The 19379-nt window shown below is 60.3% G+C and carries 21 protein-coding genes; 5 read left to right on the forward strand and 16 right to left on the reverse strand.

The window, feature by feature from the left end; all coding sequences use genetic code 11:
• Nucleotides 1-13: 13 nt before the first annotated feature.
• The 10 genes from tolQ to AC0IYH_RS13245 all read right to left on the reverse strand — a co-directional run bounded on the left by tolQ (nt 14) and on the right by AC0IYH_RS13245 (nt 7854).
• Nucleotides 14-709 (reverse strand): protein TolQ, encoded by a 696-nt coding sequence (gene tolQ / locus AC0IYH_RS13200; protein ID WP_015885609.1) that lies wholly within the window; start codon nt 707-709, stop codon nt 14-16.
• 1 nt (nt 710) lies between these two features.
• Entirely contained in the window at nt 711-1166 is a 456-nt protein-coding gene (gene ybgC, locus AC0IYH_RS13205) for a tol-pal system-associated acyl-CoA thioesterase (RefSeq protein ID WP_471834699.1), read from the reverse strand.
• Nucleotides 1167-1305: 139 nt separating this feature from the next.
• Nucleotides 1306-2364, reverse strand: a complete 1059-nt coding sequence (gene ruvB / locus AC0IYH_RS13210; RefSeq protein ID WP_053257756.1) for a Holliday junction branch migration DNA helicase RuvB — start codon at nt 2362-2364, stop codon at nt 1306-1308.
• Complete coding sequence (gene ruvA / locus AC0IYH_RS13215; RefSeq protein WP_003175802.1) at nt 2365-2976, reverse strand: Holliday junction branch migration protein RuvA; 612 nt, start codon at nt 2974-2976, stop codon at nt 2365-2367.
• Nucleotides 2977-3043: 67 nt separating this feature from the next.
• A complete protein-coding gene (gene ruvC / locus AC0IYH_RS13220; RefSeq protein ID WP_005790910.1) occupies nt 3044-3568 on the reverse strand; it encodes a crossover junction endodeoxyribonuclease RuvC in 525 nt (174 codons plus the stop codon).
• Nucleotides 3569-3725: 157 nt separating this feature from the next.
• Entirely contained in the window at nt 3726-4472 is a 747-nt protein-coding gene (locus tag AC0IYH_RS13225) for a YebC/PmpR family DNA-binding transcriptional regulator (RefSeq protein ID WP_122772539.1), read from the reverse strand.
• Nucleotides 4473-4608: 136 nt separating this feature from the next.
• On the reverse strand, nt 4609-6384 hold the full coding sequence (gene aspS / locus AC0IYH_RS13230) for an aspartate--tRNA ligase (protein ID WP_116628659.1): 1776 nt from the start codon (nt 6382-6384) through the stop codon (nt 4609-4611).
• A 107-nt stretch (nt 6385-6491) separates the two neighbouring features.
• A complete protein-coding gene (locus tag AC0IYH_RS13235) occupies nt 6492-6713 on the reverse strand; it encodes an FmdB family zinc ribbon protein (RefSeq protein ID WP_090400567.1) in 222 nt (73 codons plus the stop codon).
• A gap of 145 nt (nt 6714-6858) precedes the next feature.
• Nucleotides 6859-7200: a ribbon-helix-helix domain-containing protein gene (locus AC0IYH_RS13240; protein WP_122772540.1), complete on the reverse strand. Its 342-nt coding sequence runs from the start codon at nt 7198-7200 to the stop codon at nt 6859-6861.
• A 180-nt stretch (nt 7201-7380) separates the two neighbouring features.
• The gene (locus AC0IYH_RS13245) at nt 7381-7854 is read right to left on the reverse strand and encodes a Dps family protein (protein WP_003193874.1); all 474 of its coding nucleotides are present in this window, start codon (nt 7852-7854) and stop codon (nt 7381-7383) included.
• Between the two features lie 420 nt (nt 7855-8274).
• Between AC0IYH_RS13245 and AC0IYH_RS13250 the strand changes: the two genes are divergently transcribed.
• Nucleotides 8275-8877 carry a cold-shock protein gene (locus AC0IYH_RS13250; RefSeq protein ID WP_116628661.1) on the forward strand — a complete coding sequence of 201 codons (603 nt, stop codon included), beginning with the start codon at nt 8275-8277 and terminating at the stop codon, nt 8875-8877.
• Between the two features lie 76 nt (nt 8878-8953).
• On the opposite strand, the gene AC0IYH_RS13255 is transcribed toward AC0IYH_RS13250, so the two are convergent.
• Together AC0IYH_RS13255 and AC0IYH_RS13260 are read right to left on the reverse strand one after the other, a co-directional pair.
• The gene (locus AC0IYH_RS13255; RefSeq protein ID WP_027605535.1) at nt 8954-9160 is read right to left on the reverse strand and encodes a SlyX family protein; all 207 of its coding nucleotides are present in this window, start codon (nt 9158-9160) and stop codon (nt 8954-8956) included.
• Between the two features lie 3 nt (nt 9161-9163).
• Entirely contained in the window at nt 9164-9589 is a 426-nt protein-coding gene (locus AC0IYH_RS13260; protein WP_471834703.1) for an HIT domain-containing protein, read from the reverse strand.
• Nucleotides 9590-10334: 745 nt separating this feature from the next.
• Between AC0IYH_RS13260 and AC0IYH_RS13265 the strand changes: the two genes are divergently transcribed.
• Entirely contained in the window at nt 10335-11636 is a 1302-nt protein-coding gene (locus AC0IYH_RS13265) for an OprD family porin (RefSeq protein ID WP_471834705.1), read from the forward strand.
• 181 nt (nt 11637-11817) lie between these two features.
• Here AC0IYH_RS13265 and AC0IYH_RS13270 read toward each other — a convergent pair whose 3' ends face one another.
• Nucleotides 11818-12660: a mechanosensitive ion channel family protein gene (locus tag AC0IYH_RS13270; RefSeq protein ID WP_471834707.1), complete on the reverse strand. Its 843-nt coding sequence runs from the start codon at nt 12658-12660 to the stop codon at nt 11818-11820.
• A gap of 136 nt (nt 12661-12796) precedes the next feature.
• Nucleotides 12797-13282, reverse strand: coding sequence for a YajQ family cyclic di-GMP-binding protein (locus tag AC0IYH_RS13275; protein ID WP_116628665.1), 486 nt, complete (start codon nt 13280-13282; stop codon nt 12797-12799).
• 123 nt (nt 13283-13405) lie between these two features.
• Here AC0IYH_RS13275 and AC0IYH_RS13280 point away from each other — a divergent pair, with 123 nt between their 5' ends.
• From AC0IYH_RS13280 to AC0IYH_RS13290, 3 genes are read left to right on the forward strand one after another with little or no spacing between them, the layout of a single operon-like run.
• Nucleotides 13406-14323 carry a putative 2-dehydropantoate 2-reductase gene (locus tag AC0IYH_RS13280; protein ID WP_471834709.1) on the forward strand — a complete coding sequence of 306 codons (918 nt, stop codon included), beginning with the start codon at nt 13406-13408 and terminating at the stop codon, nt 14321-14323.
• A 46-nt stretch (nt 14324-14369) separates the two neighbouring features.
• Nucleotides 14370-16406, forward strand: coding sequence for an ATP-binding protein (locus tag AC0IYH_RS13285; RefSeq protein WP_122772543.1), 2037 nt, complete (start codon nt 14370-14372; stop codon nt 16404-16406).
• 2 nt (nt 16407-16408) lie between these two features.
• The gene (locus AC0IYH_RS13290; RefSeq protein ID WP_116628668.1) at nt 16409-16987 is read left to right on the forward strand and encodes a cob(I)yrinic acid a,c-diamide adenosyltransferase; all 579 of its coding nucleotides are present in this window, start codon (nt 16409-16411) and stop codon (nt 16985-16987) included.
• Nucleotides 16988-17104: 117 nt separating this feature from the next.
• Here AC0IYH_RS13290 and AC0IYH_RS13295 read toward each other — a convergent pair whose 3' ends face one another.
• Together AC0IYH_RS13295 and argJ are read right to left on the reverse strand one after the other, a co-directional pair.
• The gene (locus AC0IYH_RS13295; RefSeq protein WP_122772616.1) at nt 17105-18049 is read right to left on the reverse strand and encodes a Nudix family hydrolase; all 945 of its coding nucleotides are present in this window, start codon (nt 18047-18049) and stop codon (nt 17105-17107) included.
• A 19-nt stretch (nt 18050-18068) separates the two neighbouring features.
• Nucleotides 18069-19286 (reverse strand): bifunctional glutamate N-acetyltransferase/amino-acid acetyltransferase ArgJ, encoded by a 1218-nt coding sequence (gene argJ, locus AC0IYH_RS13300; protein WP_116628669.1) that lies wholly within the window; start codon nt 19284-19286, stop codon nt 18069-18071.
• Nucleotides 19287-19379 lie beyond the last annotated feature (93 nt).

A 19379-nucleotide genomic window follows, 5' to 3' on the forward strand; every position in this document is an offset into this window, starting at 1 on the left:
GGGAATTACCTGCTTATTCTTCGCTGGTGTGCACTTTACGGTGCAGGATCGCCTGGAATTCATCGGCGAAGGTGTAGTAACGGCCGATCAGCGTTTCGCTGGTTGCAGCAAAACGGTTGTAGGCGATTACTGCGGGGATAGCGGCAAACAGGCCGATCGCGGTGGCGATCAGGGCTTCGGCGATACCCGGGGCCACGGTGGCCAGGGTCGCTTGCTGCGCCTGAGCCAGGCCACGGAAGGAGTTCATGATCCCCCACACGGTACCGAACAGGCCGATGTACGGGCTGACCGAACCTACGGTGGCGAGGAACGGCAGGCTCTGCTCCAGTTTCTCTTCTTCGCGGGAGATGGCGACGCGCATGGCACGGGCCACGCCTTCCATCACCGCTTCCGGGTCAACGCCCGGCTGCTGGCGCAGGCGGGAGAATTCCTTGAAGCCGGCGCGGAAGATCTGCTCTACGCCCGAATCCGGGTCCGGGTTGCTGCCGGCCTGACGGTACAGCTTGGACAGGTCGATACCCGACCAGAAGCGCTCTTCAAAGCTCTCCAGGGCACGTCGACCGGCACGCAGCAGGTTGCTGCGCTGAAAAATCATGACCCAAGAGGTAACCGATGCGGCTACCAGGGTCAGCATGACCAGTTGAACCACAACACTGGCATTGCTGACCAGGCTCCACATGGAGGAATGGTCGACGACGGTAGGTTCCACGCTAAATCTCCTGCTTTGATTGTTTACCCGCGCCGCTTACGTCGGCAAAGGCCGCGCGTAGAGCTTCGGGAATGGCCCGGGGTTTCAAACTATTGGTGCGCACACAGGCCACCAGGAACTGCCCCTCACAGAGCAGCGTTGCATCCGTTGCCCGCCTGACCTGCTGCTTGAAACGCAGGCTGACACGGTTCAATTCGATTACTTCAGCGCTGACCAGCAGCTCGTCGTCCAATCGCGCCGGCGCGTGATACCGCGCCTCGCTGGAATGCACGACAAACAACAGGTCCTCCCCTGCCAACTCGGATTGGGCAAAGCCCAGCTCCCGTAGCCGCTCGGTTCGAGCCCGCTCCATGAACTTGAGGTAATTGACGTAATACACGATGCCGCCCGCATCGGTGTCTTCGTAATAAACGCGACAGCGATGTGCGAACGACGGATCCCCATTTTGCGCGCGCATACTCTAGTGCTTACTCCTCAGGTTGCCAATCGGGCTGGGCAACTGTTTTTTCATTCAATGAAACATTTCATCTGACTGAATGACGACGCCAGCCACTAGGACAGCACAAACCTCGAATAAATCGACTTGCGTGGTGCTTTTAATCGTCCACTGCATCGAGGAATTCGTCTACCACAGGCATCTCCCCCAATCGTGACGGAATGTTTAACCCGAAGTGCAAGTAGGCATGGCGCGTCACCACCCGCCCCCTTGGCGTACGCATGATGTAGCCCTGCTGGATCAGGTACGGCTCCAGTACATCCTCAATGGTATGGCGCTCCTCGCTGATGGCCGCCGCCAGGCTGTCGACGCCCACCGGGCCGCCGTCAAACTTCTCGATCATGGTCAACAGGAGTCGCCGGTCCTGGTGATCGAAGCCGTGCTCGTCGACATCCAGCAGGTTCAGCGCCAGGTCGGCCACGGCCTTGGTGATATGCCCCTTGGCCCGCACTTCGGCAAAGTCGCGCACGCGGCGCAGCAGACGGTTGGCGATTCGTGGCGTGCCACGCGCCCGACGGGCGATTTCAAACGCGCCTTCAGGGTCCAAGGGCAAGCCAAGAATGCTCGCCGAACGGCTGACGATGGTCGCAAGGTCAGCGGTGCTATAGAACTCTAGACGTTGAACAATGCCGAAACGGTCTCGCAGCGGGTTGGTCAACATGCCCGCGCGGGTTGTCGCGCCGACCAGGGTAAAAGGCGGCAGGTCGAGTTTGATCGAGCGGGCCGCCGGGCCTTCGCCGATCATGATGTCGAGCTGGAAGTCTTCCATGGCCGGGTACAGCACTTCCTCGACGATCGGCGACAGCCGGTGGATCTCGTCGATGAACAGTACGTCATGGGGCTCAAGATTGGTCAACAGCGCTGCCAGGTCGCCCGGCCGCTCCAGCACCGGGCCGGAGGTGGACTTGATCGACACGCCCATTTCCTGGGCAATGATATTGGCCAGCGTGGTTTTACCCAGTCCCGGCGGGCCAAAGATCAGCGTGTGATCCAGCGATTCGTTGCGCCCGCGCGCAGCCTGGATAAACAGCTCCATCTGCTCGCGCACGGTGGGCTGGCCGATGTATTCGGCCAGGCTCAGGGGGCGGATGGCGCGGTCCTGGACTTCTTCACGGTCGCGCGGGCCGGTGGCCGCGATCAGACGATCTGCTTCAATCACTTAAATCATTCCCTTCAGGGCTCGGCGGATCATGTCTTCGCTGCTCAGGTTCTTGTCCTTGATGGCCGATACCGCCTTGCTGGCTTCCTGCGGCTTGTAGCCCAGGGAAATCAGCGCGCTGACCGCATCGCTTTCGGCGCTGGCGACCTGGCCCGCCGGCATATCCGGCTGGTTCGGTACCAGGGCAAACATGCTCGGTACGACTTCCCAGGCCTTGAATCGGTCCTTGAGTTCGACCAACAGGCGCTCGGCGGTTTTCTTGCCCACGCCAGGTACCTTGGTCAACGCCGAGGTGTCCTGGGCCGAAACCGCACGTACCAGCTCATCCACTTCCAGGCTCGACATCAACGCCAGCGCAAGCTTGGGGCCCACGCCGTTGAGGCGAATCAGCTCGCGGAAGAAGTCGCGGTCACGCTTGCCGATGAAACCATAGAGCAATTGCGCGTCTTCGCGCACCACCAAGTGTGTGTGCAAGGTTATCGGCTCGCCGACCGACGGTAGGCGGTACAGGGTGGTCATGGGCACTTCCAGCTCATACCCCAGCCCGTTTACATCCAGAATCAGGTGCGGCGGCTGTTTCTCAGCCAGGGTGCCGCGCAAGCGTCCAATCACGATTCAGATCCTTAAAGCTTGAGGTCAGAACATGGCCCGACCGGAAATAACGATTGCGCTGATGCTATCAGAGACGCAGGCGCCCGCCACGACTGCGTGCCGTGCCAAGACCATGGGGCAGCAAGCTGGAACGCGTGTGCGCGTGGCAAATCGCGATAGCCAGGGCGTCGGAGGCGTCGATCTGCGGCTTGGAGGTGAGCTTGAGCATGTGCATGACCATCATCTGCACCTGCTCTTTATTCGCCGCACCGGTGCCGACCACGGCCTGCTTGACCTGGGTGGCGGTGTATTCGGCGATTTCCATGCCCTCCTCCGCGCCGGCCACAATGGCGGCGCCCCGCGCCTGGCCGAGTTTGAGCGCCGAGTCCGCGTTTTTGGCCATAAAGACTTTTTCGATGCCCATGGTTACCGGGCCATAGGTCTGGATCACTTCACGCACGCCGCGATAGACAATCTGCAGGCGCTCGGCCAACTCGCCCGCGCCGGTGCGGATGCAACCCGAGGCGACGTAGATGCAGCCGCGCGGGGTCTGTTGCACCACGCCAAAACCGGTGATGCGCGAACCGGGGTCGATACCTAGGATTAAAGTCATAACGCCTGCGGGTTGGGTAAAAACAATTTCTGACACACCGTCGTTTCAATGTGGGAGGGGGCTTGCCCCCGATAGCGGTGGTTCAGTCGATTTATAAGTAACTGACACACCGCCATCGGGGGCAAGCCCCCTCCCACATTTGGATCTACATCGTCCTTTAGCCTAGCTGTTCAGCCACGGATTCGGGGATGTCGGCGTTGGAGTACACGTTCTGCACATCATCCAGGTCTTCAAGCATATCCAGCATCTTCAGCACTTTCTGTGCGCCGTCCAGGTCCAGCTCGGCACTGGTGGTCGGCAGCATCACGATTTCCGCGTCGGTGCCTTTGAAACCAGCCGCTTCCAGCGCGTTACGCACGGCATAGAAACCGGCGAAGGAGGTGAACACGTCGATGGAGCCGTCTTCGTTGGTCACCACGTCGTCGGCATCCGCCTCCATCGCCGCTTCCATCAGCGCGTCTTCGTCCACGCCCGGTGCGAAGGTGATTTGCCCCTTGCGCTCAAACAGGTAGGCCACCGAACCGTCGGTGCCGAGGTTGCCGCCACATTTGCTGAATGCATGGCGCACGGCCGCCGCGGTGCGGTTGCGGTTGTCGGTCATGCACTCGACCATCACCGCCACGCCGCCCGGGCCGTAGCCTTCGTAGGTCAGCTCAACCATGTCGTCGGTGTCGGCAGCGCCGGCACCACGGGCCACGGCGCGGTCGATGATGTCGCGGCTCATGTTCGCGCCGAGGGCCTTGTCCAGCGCCAGGCGCAGGCGCGGGTTGGAGCCCGGGTCACCGCCGCCCTGACGGGCAGCGACGGTCAGTTCGCGGATCCACTTGGTGAAGATCTTGCCTTTCTTGGCATCCTGACGCTCTTTGCGGTGCTTGATGTTCGCCCACTTGGAATGGCCAGCCATAACACAACTCCGAAATTCTCTAGAAACCTTATCAATCCTGCCCCAGGCAGGAATTCCCTCTTTTAAACGCAAAGGCGCATCCGAAGATGCGCCTTTTTGACTGCGTACAACTTTATTGCGCTTTCACGCCGCAGCCTTACTCAGCCTTTGGCGTCTCGCGCAGACGGATGTGCAGCTCGCGCAGCGCCTTGGCATCCACCACGCCCGGAGCCTGGGTCATGACGTCCGCAGCACTCTGGGTTTTCGGGAAGGCGATCACTTCACGGATCGACTGGGCGCCGGTCATCAGCATCACCAGGCGGTCGAGGCCGAAGGCCAGGCCACCGTGCGGCGGTGCGCCGTATTTCAGGGCGTCGAGCAGGAAGCCGAATTTCTCTTCCTGTTCCGCTTCGTTGATGCCCAACAGGCGGAACACCGCTTGTTGCATCTCTTTGCGGTGGATACGGATCGAACCGCCACCCAGCTCGGTACCGTTGAGCACCATGTCGTACGCGCGGGACAGCGCGCCAGCCGGGTTGGCTTCCAGCTCGGCAGGCGAGCACTTCGGCGCGGTGAACGGGTGGTGCAAGGCACTGAAGCTGCCGTCGTCGTTCTCTTCGAACATCGGGAAGTCGACCACCCACATCGGTGCCCACTTGCAGGTCAGCAGGTCGAGGTCGTGGCCAAGCTTGATGCGCAGTGCGCCCAGGGCTTCGCTGACGATCTTGGCCTTGTCGGCGCCGAAGAACACGATGTCGCCATCGACTGCACCGACGCGATCGAGGATCGCGTTGAGGTTCTCCAACGGGATGTTTTTAACGATCGGCGATTGCAGGCCGTCCACACCGTTGGCGCGCTCGTTGACCTTGATGTACGCCAGGCCCTTGGCACCGTAGATGCCGACGAACTTGGTGTAATCGTCGATCTGCTTGCGCGGCATGCTCGCGCCGCCAGGCACGCGCAGGGCGGCGATGCGGCATTTCGGGTCGTTGGCCGGGCCGCTGAACACCTTGAAGTCGACTTCCTTGAGCTGGTCGGCCACGTCCACCAGTTCCAGCGGGTTACGCAGGTCTGGCTTGTCGGAACCGTAGCGGCGCATGGCTTCTTCGAAGGTCATGTGCGGGAATTCGCCGAATTCCAGATCCAGCACTTCCTTGAACAGGTTGCGGATCATTTGTTCGGTGAGGCCCATGATCTCTTTTTCATCGAGGAAGCTGGTCTCGATGTCGATCTGGGTGAATTCCGGCTGGCGGTCGGCGCGCAGGTCTTCGTCACGGAAGCACTTGGCGATCTGGTAGTAACGGTCGAAGCCGGCCACCATCAGCAGTTGCTTGAACAGCTGCGGCGATTGCGGCAGCGCGAAGAAGGAACCGGCGTGGGTACGGCTAGGCACCAGGTAGTCACGCGCGCCTTCCGGGGTGGCCCGGGTCAGGATCGGCGTTTCAACGTCGAGGAAGCCGTTCTCGTCGAGGAAGCGGCGGATGCTGGTGGTCATGCGCGAACGCAGACGCAGCTTCTCGGCCATTTCCGGACGACGCAGATCCAGGAAGCGGTAGCGCAGGCGGGTTTCTTCGCCCACGTCGGAGTATTCGTTGAGTGGGAACGGCGGGGTTTCCGACTCGTTCAGCACTTCCAGCTCGTAGCCCAGCACTTCGATGGCACCGGACGCCATGTTCGCGTTCACGGCACCGGCCGGACGCAGGCGAACCTTGCCGGTGATTTTCACGACGTACTCGCTGCGCACGCGGTCAGCGGCGGCGAAGCTGTCGGCGCGGTCCGGGTCGAATACCACCTGGGCCAGACCATCACGATCACGGATATCGAGGAAGATCACCCCGCCGTGGTCGCGGCGACGGTGAACCCATCCGCAAAGGGTGATTTCCTGACCATCCAGGGTCTCGTTCAGTTGGCCGCAATAGTGGCTGCGCATCATGGTAGTGGTTTCACTTCTCGTAATTCGAAATTCGGTGGAGGCCCGCCTCGTCACCGTACAGTTAAGCAGGGGACGGATAATGCAGGAGCCTGCGCATGGGTTTCAACTCAGTCTGCTTTGTCGCCGCCCGCCAGGTTCTTCTTGGAGCCGGTCTTGAAATCGGTCTCGTACCAGCCGCTACCGCTCAGACGGAAGCCCGGCATGGACAACATCTTCTTCAGTTCAGGCGCCTGGCAAGCAGGGCAATCGACCAGCGGCTCGGCGCTGATCTTCTGAATGGCTTCCAACTGATGACCACAGGAAGCACATTGATAGTCGTACATGGGCATGGAGATGTCTCGGCGATCAGGTTACTGCGCCACGCGCATGCGCAGCAAAGCGCGGGATTATATCTGGTAAATCGAGCCAGCGCAGCCGGCATTCTGCCCGCAGCCTTGCCCACCTCGACGGCAGGCAGGCCCCGGCGCCAGCCGATTACCCAGGGTTCGGCGCGCTAACCCGACCTTTTAACAGGTGAACCACACACACCACCCTGACCAGCCCACTGAAGTTCTTCACACCGCCATGGCGCAAGTGTACTTCCCGATCGACATAGGACAGCAACGCACTGACCGAACAGGCATTGATCCTGGCGATTTCCGTGAGGATATTCCAATAGATCTGCTCCAGCCGCAGGCACGTGGAAAACCCGTTGAGCCTTACCGACCGGGACAATGGCTTGGCCAGCCCCATATCGAACCCCTTGGCAAAGGGATCGATTTTTATCTTATGAAAACCACCGGTTTCCATCACGCCATTACCGACTCCACATGACATACACCTGACACTCCATTGCCAAACAGCCGCCCATGGGATCTCCCATTGGGCAATAGCCCTATAAAACAGCAGGCGCAGGCAGGCGGCCAGAAGACGGGACGTATAAAGGCGTAGGACAACGCCAGGAAATGCGCGGAAACAAGCGAGTGGCGCCAGGGCGGCGCCACTCAGGAGCGATGCTTACTGATTTTCGAGCAGGGAACGCAGCATCCACGCGGTTTTCTCGTGCACTTGCATACGCTGGGTCAGCAAGTCAGCCGTCGGCTCATCGCTGACCTTGTCGAGCAAGGGGAAGATGCCGCGCGCGGTGCGAGTCACCGCTTCCTGGCCGGCCACCAGTTGCTTGATCATCTCTTCAGCGCTGGGCACACCTTCTTCTTCCTTGATGGAAGAAAGCCGGGCGTAGATCGAATACGCACCCGGTGCCGGGAAGCCCAGGGCGCGGATACGCTCGGCAATGGAGTCCACCGCCAGGGCCAGTTCGTTGTACTGCTCTTCGAACATCAAGTGCAACGTACGGAACATCGGGCCCGTGACGTTCCAATGGAAGTTGTGGGTCTTCAGGTACAGCACATAGGTATCGGAAAGCAGCCGCGAAAGCCCGTCGACAATGGATTTGCGATCTTCTTCACTGATACCGATATCGATAGCCATGTTTATCCCCTTCAATTGACATGCATTCATTGACCAGGTGCAGGACCACTCTAGCAAGCCTGCGGGTGAGGTGCAGCCCGGCACACCCAGATGATGTGCGGCAAATTGCCCCTATGGCGCCAGTTCGAGGGAGTGCTGCGCAGTCCAACGCGGCAAGCCCGCTCGCCACAGAAAACCCGGCACCTGTCTAGGACAAGCGTTTGCTGCAGAAATGCCCTAGGCCTTGCAACACGTGGAAATGCTTGATTTGAGTAGGCACAGCCTTTGCTGTTAAATAGGCGGCGTGCCACTGCCGTTCATTTTCGCGGCCAGCGGCATAGGCTGATACCCCGCGCACGTGCCCAACGCCTCCCATTGTTCAGAAGCGAACCGTGCCAGTCAGCTCTTCCTCGTGATCCGTCTTAACGTGAGTTAATCAAAATGTTGAAAATCGTCCACCTGCTAACGGGCGTTGCAGCTTTGCTGCTGTCCTTTATACCGAGCTTGCAACAGGGAAGCCCTCCCTACCTGGAACAACACGACGCTCTGTACCTGGCCTTGTTCGGCCTTCTTAACCTGACGCTGGCACCGGTGATCCCTTACTGGAACAAAGGCACGCGTCATCAACTGCAAAACCTGGTCAGCGCGCTGCTGGTACTGACCGTTGTCGTTCAAACCCTCACCCTCCTGGCACCAATGCCTGAAGTGGGCGGCCACCCGGCCATCCTGCTCAGCCTGGTGATTGCTGTGGTCGCCATCGTTCTTCACCTGGCCATCAGCTTCTACCGTTCGTCCCCCTCGGCCGCGTCGCAAAACTACGACATGACCAACCGGGATACCGGTACCGTCAAGTGGTTCAACACGTCCAAAGGCTTCGGCTTTATTTCCCGCGATTCGGGCGACGATATCTTCGTCCACTTCCGGGCCATTCGCGGCGAAGGCCATCGCGTCCTGGTGGAAGGCCAGCGCGTGGAGTTCTCCGTGATGAATCGCGACAAAGGCCTGCAGGCCGAAGACGTGATTGCTGCCCTGCCGCGTCGCTGATTCCAGCCTTCGCAGCATAAAAAAACCGCGATCCAGCCTGGCTGGTTCGCGGTTTTTTATTGCCTGCCGTTAACCGTCAATAGTGAGGCGGCGGCGCTTCTTCTTCGGACGTTTCGAACTGGCCGCCCATTTCTTCCTGGCGCTTGAGCAACGCGGTCATCTGCAATTGCAGGCGTTCGACGGCGCGCTGCTGGGCCACCAGGATGTCATTGAGGGTCTCGATGGTGTCGTCCTGGAAGGCCAGGCGGCTTTCGAGGTCCGTCACGCGGTCTTGCAAATCCATGGTTCAGTCCTGCGCAAAGATAAAGTCGGCAGGCAGCAACTCACGCATGCGCGCGCGAATAGCCGCTACCTGTGGTTCGGTGTACGGCTGTGCCGGCTGCTTGCCCCACACCGGCGCCGGCCAGGCGGCGTCATCGCGTTTGCGCACGATCACATGCACGTGCAACTGGCTAACCACGTTGCCCAGCGCGCCAATGTTCATCTTGTCGGCCGCCAAGCCTTCGTTCAGCAACTGCGCCAGGCTGGTCGTCTCTTGCCACAACCGCTGCTGATCGGCGACATCCAGCTGAAACACTTCGCTGATAGCGTTTATACGCGGCACCAGGATGAACCAGGGGTAGTTCGAGTCGTTGGACAGCAGCAGGCGGCTCAGCGGGAAGTCCCCGATGACCAGTGTGTCTTGTTGCAGGCGTTGATCTAAGGCGAACACCGCGGGCACTCCGTTCGGCAGGTCAGGTTCAGGCGCCCAGCATACCTTCGAATGCGCCCGGCTTCACGGCGAATCCCGGGCATTGCAGCAAGAGCCGACGAAAAAATACGCACTCTTTAGAGGCAAGCGAATATCTGGGCTACGCTAAGTCGGGCCTCAACGGGATGCACCAAAATGACTCAGCCGTGCCTCAAAGGGATCCGCCGTTTACCCACTCATAAGGGTGAACCGGTAACGTTTTGCTCGAAAGCAGGTTTTTTGTACCTGCGAACAGGAGTAGCACCTGAGGGTCAAGGCCAAACCAAACGACGTAAAAAGCCCGTGCTTATGCGGTTTTCACACGCCATAAACACTTTTCACGAAAAAATGACATTCGGTTACCGAGTTGGGCGCGCTTGTTGCATTACCCCCTGTATCGTCGGCAACGGCACTCATTGGGAAGCGGGTGTTACGCGATAAAAAACAGTAGCGTTTCAATACGGCCCCTGGATCGATTCAAACTTTTACACGGGTTTGAAAACTGTATTGAAGTTGTCAGCCCGGTCGCACTCGGGCTGTGAATTTGCGACATGGACCTAGCAATTTACGACAGCCTCGTAAAGAAGCTGAAAGGAAAGTTTGGCAAGTATCGTCAATAGGGTCTGCGTGATATAACTTTGCGCCGACACAAAAAAGAAAGAGCCGCCCAGATAAAAATACAGGTGGGACGGCAGTACTCTTCTAAAAACCAAAGGAGCAAATCACGATGCGCGTGATGAAGTGGAGCATGATCGCCCTGGCTGTTTCAGCAGGCACTACGCAGTTCGCAATGGCGTCCGCCCAGGACGACTCCAAGGGCTTTGTTGAAGACAGCACTTTCGGCATCAATACACGTGCGCTGTACTTCAGCCGTGATTTCCGCAACGAGCCGGGCGGTGATGGCTACACCATCATCAACGGCAAGCGACAAAGCCGTGTAGAAGAGTCCGGCCTGGGCTTCAATGCCCTCTACTCCTCGGGCTTCACCCAAGGCACCATCGGTGTCGGTGTTGACGTAATCGGCCTGTTGGGCGTCAAGCTCGACAGCGGCAAGGGCCGCGCCGGTACCGGTCTGTTCCCAACCGGCTCTGACGGTCGTTCGCAAGACGATTACTCCAAAGGCGGCGGTGCCGTTAAGTTCCGTATCTCCGATACCGTGCTGAAAATCGGTGACCAATACACTACCGCGCCGGTATTCGCTTCCGACGACAGCCGTCTGCTACCAGAGCTGCCACAAGGTATCTCGATCACCAGTAACGAGATCAAGGGCCTGAAACTGGAAGGTGGTCACTTCACTTCCAGCGTCGCGCAAAACCAGACCGACCATAACAGCCTGGGCCTGACCAAGACCGACTTCGTCGGCGGTGTCTACTCCTTCACTCCAGAGTTCACCGGTAGCCTGTACTACGCGAAAACCGAAGATTACTTCCGCAAGTACTACAGCAACCTTAACTGGACTCACGCGCTGAGCGACGATCAGTCTTTCGCACTGGACTTCAACATCTACGACACCAAGAGCGAAGGTGCCGGCCTGCAACGCGCAGAAAAAGACGGTACTACCAAGCTCGACAACCGCGCGTTCAGCTTGCAGGGTGCGTACACCATCGGTGCTCACACCTTCACCCTGGCAGCCCAGAAGGTTACCGGCGACGGCGACTACGGCTACGGTGTAGACGGCGGCGGCTCGGTATTCCTGGCCAACTCCATCGCTCGTTCCGACTTCAACGCCGAAGGCGAGAAGTCCTACCAGGCTCGTTACGATATCAACATGGCGACCTTCGGCATTCCTGGCCTGAGCTTCATGACTCGCTATGTAACCGGTAGCGGCGCCAACACTGGTACCACTAACAACGGTAAAGAGTGGGAACGCGACATCGAAGCCAAGTACGTCGTACAAAGCGGCCCAGCGAAAGACCTGAGCCTGCGTCTGCGTCAAGCGACCTACCGCTCCAGCGATCAGGTGTACTACAACTCGCCATCGATCGACGAACTGCGTCTGATCGCGCAATACCCGCTGAACATCCTGTAATTGTCGGTTTAATTACAACGATGACTTAAGGCTTCAGCCTTAAACTAAAAAAGCCGCTCCCCTGTTTTGCAGAGGAGCGGCTTTTTTATTGCAGTTTTATTTCAGCAGGCAGATAACTAGCAAGCTAACTAACAACTTTAAGCTGACACGTTTAACCTGACCTTTCAGCCAAGTTAAACGATTACTTCGCTGCTGTTTCCTGCATCACTCGAATCACACGCTGCGGAAACGGAATATCAATCCCCGCCGCCTTTAAACGATCACGTGCAAGTTCGTTCAACATAAACACCACATCCCAATAATCCGCGGTCTTGGTCCAGCAACGCAGCGAAACGGTGATCGAGCTATCACCCAAGGTCGACACCACGGCCACCGCAGCCGGATCAGCCAATACACGCGGATCTTTTGCCAGCTCCAGCAGCACCTCACGGGCTTTCTGCAGGTCGGCCTCATAGTCCACACCCACATCAAACACCACCTTGCGGGTCGGCTGACGGTTGGTGTTGGTGATCAGCCCGTTGGACAGGCTGCCGTTGGGGATGATCACGGTCTTGTTATCGCCGGTGCGCAACACGGTGTGGAAAATCTGGATGCTGTCGACGGTACCGGAAGTGCCCTGGGCTTCGATCCAGTCACCAATGCGGAACGGGCGGAACAACAGAATCAGCACGCCACCGGCGAAGTTCGCCAGGCTGCCCTGCAATGCCAGGCCGATGGCCAGGGTGGCGGCACCAATCGCGGCCACGAACGAGGTGGTTGCCACGCCGATCATCGAGGCGACGTTGACCACCAGCATGACTTTGAGCGCAATGTTCGCCAGGCTGGTGATGAAGTGTTGCAGCGCCAGGTCAGCATTACGCAGGGCCAGCAAACGCCCTACCCGGCTGGTCAACACGTTGATCAGCCACCAGCCGATGGCCAGGGTGAGCACCGCCAGCAAAAACCGGCTGCCGTACTCCATGATCATCGGGATCCACGACTCGGAGGTCTTGATCAGGTGATCCACTTCAGCATTCAAATCCATCTATCTTCTCCTGGTTACCGGATGCTCGGCGTATTGGGTTGCCCATAAATGCAATTGAGCCCCGTAGGGCTCAATTGCAGGCGCAGGTTCTGGGGCGTGGGACGTCAAAAACGCCACCAGGTTCCCCAGCGGGCCATCAGTCGCGGAAGTTATTGAACTGCAGCGGCATGTCGAACGTCTTGGCGCGCAGGGCCGCGATGGCCTCTTGCAGGTCGTCACGTTTCTTGCCGGTGATACGCACCTGCTCACCCTGGATGGCGGCCTGGACTTTGAGCTTGGCATCCTTGACGTGGGCCACGATCTTCTTCGCCAGCTCCTTGTCGATGCCTTCCTTAAGTACGGCTTCCTGCTTCATCAGCTTGCCGGAGGCGTAGGCATCCTTGATTTCCAGGCACTGGGCGTCGATCTTGCGCTTGACCAGGGCCAGCTTGAGGATCTCGATCATCGCTTCCAGCTGGAAATCGGCTTCAGCGGTCAGGTTGACGGTCAGTTCCTTTTCCTTGAATTCGAAGCTGCCCTTGCCCTTCAGGTCATAGCGACGGTCCAGTTCCTTGACGGCGTTCTCGACGGCGTTGGTGACTTCGTGTTTGTCCAGTTCAGATACCACGTCGAACGAAGGCATGTGATTTCTCCAATATAAGGGGCGGGCTCAGTAGAGATGGAGCGCGCCCGAGCTAAAATGCCGGGGCATTATAGCGGTTCTTTCGTCCTGTTCACTGCGGGCGACCCAACGGAGTAAAAACTGATGTCGACCACCTGGCATATTCTCGGCGCCGGTAGCCTGGGCACTCTGTGGGCCACACGCCTGGCCCGCGCCGGCCTGCCCGTGCGGTTGATCCTGCGCGATGACGCCCGCCTGGCCAGCTATCAAGCCGGCAACGGCCTGACCCTGGTGGAGCACGGTGTCGAACACACCTACCCGGTGATCGGCGAAACACCCCACAGCCCAGAGCCGATTCAGCGCCTGCTGGTAGCGTGCAAGGCCTACGACGCGCAAAGCGCCGTCGCACAACTGCAGCACCGACTGGCACCGGACGCCGAACTGATCCTGCTGCAGAACGGCCTCGGCAGCCAGGACGCCGTAGCCGCGCAACTGCCCCAGGCCCGCTGCATCTTTGCCTCCAGCACCGAAGGTGCATTCCGCGATGGCGACTGGCGCGTGGTATTTGCCGGCCATGGTTACACCTGGCTGGGGGATTCGGGCCACCCTACCCCGCCGCTGTGGCTGGACGACCTGCGGGCCGCCGGTATCCCCCACGAATGGAGCACCACCATTCTTACGCGCCTGTGGCGCAAGCTGGCGCTCAATTGCGCGATCAACCCGCTGACGGTGCTGTACAGCTGCCGCAACGGTGGCCTGCAAGCCCATCACTGTGAGGTCGCGACCTTGTGCGGCGAGCTGACTGAGTTGCTTGAACGCTGCGGCCAGCCTGCCGCCGCCGAGGACCTGCACAGCGAAGTGGAACGGGTGATCCAGGCCACGGCCGCCAACTACTCTTCCATGTATCAGGACGTAGCCAACGCCCGACGTACCGAAATAAGCTACCTGCTGGGTTATGCCTGTCTTGCGGCGGCGCGCCATCAATTGGTGCTGCCACATCTGCAACAGCTGCGAACGCGTCTGGTAGAGCACTTACGCGCACACGGATTGGCCAGCGACTGAGGCACGCGCTACCCTGCCTACCTGTCTATCACCTGGGAAAACTCTGATGCCACTGCGCCAGCGTCTAGAAAATCTACCGGTAGGGCAGAAACTGCTGGCCGCCCTGCTGGTGTTGTTGACCACCGTATTGCTGGTGGCCAACCTGACGTTTATCAGCGCCGCCTACTGGATCTCCCAGGAAAGCATGGCGCCCCAGGCCTTGCAGGCCATCGGCCGCCTGGTGTCCAACCCGGCCCTCGCCGCCGACGCCCTCGAATCCCCGGCCAAGGCCAACGCACTACTCAACGAATTGACCAGCTATTCGCCCCTGCGCGCCGCCGCCCTGTACGACGGCGAAGGCAATCGCCTGGCGCAGATGCAGCACGGTGATCGCCTGCACCTGCCGGACACCTACCGGCATATCGAGGCCTGGCGCGTCACCGAATTTCGCAGCAACCAGGTCATCACCCTGCCCCGCGCCGGCCAGCCGTCCGGGCACCTGTTGCTGGTGGCCAGCAGTGAACTGCCGGTGGCCTTCTATACCGGCACGCTGACGGCCAGCCTGGGCATCCTGATTTTCAGCGTGCTGCTGTGGCTGATCATCGCGCGGCAGATCAAACGCCTGATCACCCGACCCATCCATGAACTGGAAGAACTCTCGCGCCAGGTCACCCGCGAAGAGAACTACGCCCTACGCGCCGGCCGTGGCAACCACGATGAAATCGGCAGCCTGGCCGAAGCGTTCAACACCATGCTCTCGCGCATCGAAGCCCGCGAGCAGCAGCTCAAGCGCGCGCGGGACGATTCCCAGGCCGCTTACGACCAGGCTCAGGGCCTGGCCGAAGAAACCCGTCACACCAACCGCAAGCTGGAACTGGAAGTGCAGGTTCGCAGCAAGATCGAGAAAAAACTCACAGGCTTTCAGAATTATCTGAACAGCATCATCGACTCGATGCCCTCGGCGCTGATCGCCCTGGACGAACAGCTCTACGTCACCCAGTGGAACCAGGAAGCCAGCGCGCTTTCCGGTACGCGCCTGGACGAAGCCCTGAACCAGCCGATCTACCTCGCCTTCCAGCCGCTCAAGCCGTACCTGCCGCAGATCAAGGCCACGGTCGAGCAACACACGGTAGAGCGCATCGAGCGCGTCACCTGGGTCAAGGACGATGAACCCAAGCATTACGCCCTGACCTTCTACCCGCTGACCGGCGGCGCCGGGCGCGGTGTGGTGATCCGTATCGATGACATCACCCAGCGCCTGTCCCTGGAAGAAATGATGGTGCAGTCGGAGAAAATGCTCTCGGTCGGTGGCCTCGCGGCCGGCATGGCCCACGAAATCAATAACCCGCTGGGGGCGATCCTGCACAACGTGCAGAACATTCGCCGCCGGTTGTCTCCCGACCTGCCCAAGAACCTGGAACACGCCGAACAGGCGGGCATCGAGCTGGAAACCGTCAACCGCTACCTCGAAGGACGCGAGGTGCCGCAACTGCTCGACGGCATCCAGCAGGCCGGCGCACGGGCGGCGAAAATCGTCACCCACATGCTCAGCTTCAGCCGCCGCAGCAACCGGCAGATGGCGCCCTGCGACCTGCCAGCACTGATCGACCAGGCCGTGGAAATTGCCGGCAATGATTTCGACCTGGCCATCGGCTTCGACTTCAAGGGCCAGGCGATCATCCGCCAGTTCGACCCGCAACTGGGCCCGGTGCCCGGCACCGCCAACGAGCTGGAACAGGTGCTGCTCAACCTGCTGAAAAACGCGGCCCAGGCCATTCACCTGCGTGAAGACGACAGCGAGCCGGGGCGCATCATCCTGCGCACCCGCCTCAACCCGCCGTGGGCGGAAATCCAGGTGGAAGACAACGGCATCGGCATGAGTGAAAACGTGCGCAAACGCACCTTCGAGCCGTTCTTCACCACCAAGGAAATCGGCCAGGGCACCGGGCTTGGGCTGTCGGTGTCGTACTTCATCATCACCAACAACCACAAGGGCCAGATGGAAGTGCATTCCACCCTCGGCCAGGGCACGTGCTTCACCCTGCGCCTGCCCTTGGCCGGGAGCCAACTGCCCCCTCACGAACTTACCCAACTGGAGCACTGACCATGGGCTTTCGCCTGTCGAAGATTTACACCCGCACCGGTGACCAGGGCGAAACCGGCCTCGGCGACGGCCGCCGTGTGCCCAAGGACCACCCGCGGGTGGAGGCCATTGGCGAGGTCGATACGCTGAACAGCCATTTGGGATTGCTGCTGGCTTATCTTGAAGCGCTCGGTGGGCAGCATCCGGGCTTGCAGGACGTGATCGAGGTATTGACGCCGTGCCAACATCGCCTGTTTGACCTGGGCGGTGAGCTGGCGATGCCGGTGTACAAGGCCTTGAATGCGGCGGAAGTGGATCGACTGGAAGCGGCGATCGATCGCTGGAATGAAGAGGTGGGGCCGCTGGAGAACTTCATCCTGCCCGGCGGCTCAGCGTTGATCGCCCAGGCTCATGTGTGCCGCAGCCTGGCGCGCAGTGCGGAGCGGCGGTGTCAGCAGTTGAATGCGGTCGAGCCGTTGGAAGGGGTGGGGTTGGCGTATATCAATCGGTTGTCGGATTTGCTGTTTGTGGCGGCCAGGGTGATTGCCAAGCGCCAGGGCGTGGCTGAGGTGTTGTGGCAGGCTGCAGCGAAGCCGCACTGAGGTTTTTTGGGTGACCTTCAGGGCCCTATCGGGGGCAAGCCCCCTCCCACACTTGAATGTATTCACAAATCAAAGGTGGGAGGGAGCTTGCCCCCGATAGGGCCAGTCAGGACAACATCAACCCTCAGGCCAGAATGCCCGAATCCCGGCAACACCCTGAGCCCCAGCCTCCCAAGCCCGCTCCCGCTCGGCAGGCCCTAGCCCACCCAACAGAAACACCGGCTTGCTGAACCCACGGATCAACTCCGCGGCCTGCTCCCAACCCAAAGGCTGGGCATCCGGATGCGTCTGAGTCGGTTGCACCGGCGACAGCGTGACAAAATCCACGTCCATCATCTCGGCCAATGCCAATTCTTCCGCGTTGTGGCAGGAAGCCGCCAGCCAGCGGTCCTTCGGCAGTGGCCGACCCTTGCTGGCATATTTGCGCAATTGCGCCGAGGTCATGTGCCAGCCGGCCGCCGGGAAATCTCCCAGCCACTCAAACGGCCCCTTGAGCATCAGTTGGGCTTTACCGGCGCACAGGCCCACAGCGTCCACCGCCAGATCACGGTATTTGGGGTCGTAGCCATTGGGCGCACGCAGTTGCACCAGTTTGATGCCGCCGGCGATAGCCTTCTGAATCCCACGCAACAGCGCCGGGCCTTCCAGTTCACCAGGGGTGATCAGGTACTCGGCCGGCAAACGTGCCGCCGCCACAATCGGCGCGTTGGCCGCCGGGAATTCATAGTTGATCAAATCCCGAGGGGCCACCCACTCCAGCGGTTGACCTTCAACACCGTGGGGCTCACCGGTAAAGGCCGACACTTCCCAGACATCCAGCAACACCTGCTTGTCGGGGTAGTCGTGCTGCACCTTGATCAGCGGCCGCGCCGTGGTGACCTGGATACCCAGTTCTTCCTGCAATTCGCGGGACAAGGCCGCGGCGACCGACTCGTCGGCCTCCACCTTGCCGCCGGGAAACTCCCAGAGGCCGCCCTGATGCTGGGTGTCGGCACGGCGCGCCAGCAGGATCCTGCCATCGACACCGCGGATCACCGCTGCTGCTACGTGCACTCGTTTCACCACGTGTTCCTCTTTGCTGTCAGGTGCGGTATTCCGCATTGATCTTCACGTATTCGTGGGACAGGTCGGTGGTCCAGATGGTTTCGCTGCATTCGCCGCGACCCAACTCGATACGGATGGTGATTTCTTCCTGCTGCATCACCGCCGAGCCCTGGGCTTCGGTGTAGGTTTCGGCGCGGGCGCCACGGCTGGCGATGCACACGTCACCAAGGAACACATCGATCTTGCTCACATCCAGGTCCGGCACGCCGGCACGGCCGACGGCGGCGAGGATACGGCCCCAGTTCGGGTCGGAGGCGAACAGCGCGGTCTTGATCAGCGGCGAATGCGCCACGGTGTAGCCCACGTCCAGGCATTCCTGGTGGTTGCCGCCGCCGTTGACTTCAACGGTAACGAATTTGGTCGCGCCTTCACCGTCACGTACGATGGCCTGGGCCACGTCCATGCACACTTCAAACACCGCCTGCTTCAGCGCGGCGAACAGCGGGCCGCTGGCCTCGGTGACTTCCGGCAGGTTGGCCTGGCCGGTGGCGATCAGCATGCAGCAGTCGTTGGTCGAGGTATCACCATCGATGGTGATGCGGTTGAACGACTTGTTGGCGCCGTCCAGGATCAGGCGGTGCAGCACCTCGCGGGAAACTTTGGCGTCGGTGGCGATGTAGCCAAGCATGGTGGCCATGTTCGGACGAATCATGCCCGCGCCTTTGCTGATGCCGGTCACGGTCACGGTCACGCCGTCGTGCACGAACTGGCGGCTCGCGCCCTTCGGCAGAGTGTCGGTGGTCATGATGCCGGTGGCGGCGGCCGCCCAGTTATCCACAGACAGGTCATCCAGCGCAGCTTGCAGCGCGCCTTCGATTTTCTCCACCGGCAGCGGCTCACCGATCACGCCCGTGGAGTACGGCAGCACCTGGCTGGCGTCCACGCCGGTCAACTGCGCCAGTTTGGCGCAGGTGCGTGCAGCCGCTACCAGGCCAGGCTCGCCGGTACCGGCGTTGGCGTTGCCGGTGTTGGTCAGCAGGTAACGGATGGTGCCGGCCACGCGTTGCTTGGCCAGGATCACCGGTGCGGCGCAAAAGGCGTTGAGGGTGAACACACCCGCCACGGTCGAGCCTTCGGCACAGCGCATCACCACCACATCCTTGCGCCCCGGGCGCTTGATGCCGGCCGAAGCGATACCGAGTTCAAAACCGGCAACCGGGTGCAATGTGGGCAAAGGACCAAGACCAACAGCCATGAATGCGCTCCTTAAAAATAGATGATGTCTGTGCCGTCGTGATCGACGGTGAAATTAATGGCAAAACGCCGCGACGGCAGAGGCCGGTCGCGG

It is taken from the genome of Pseudomonas sp. AC463, from assembly GCF_979253585.1.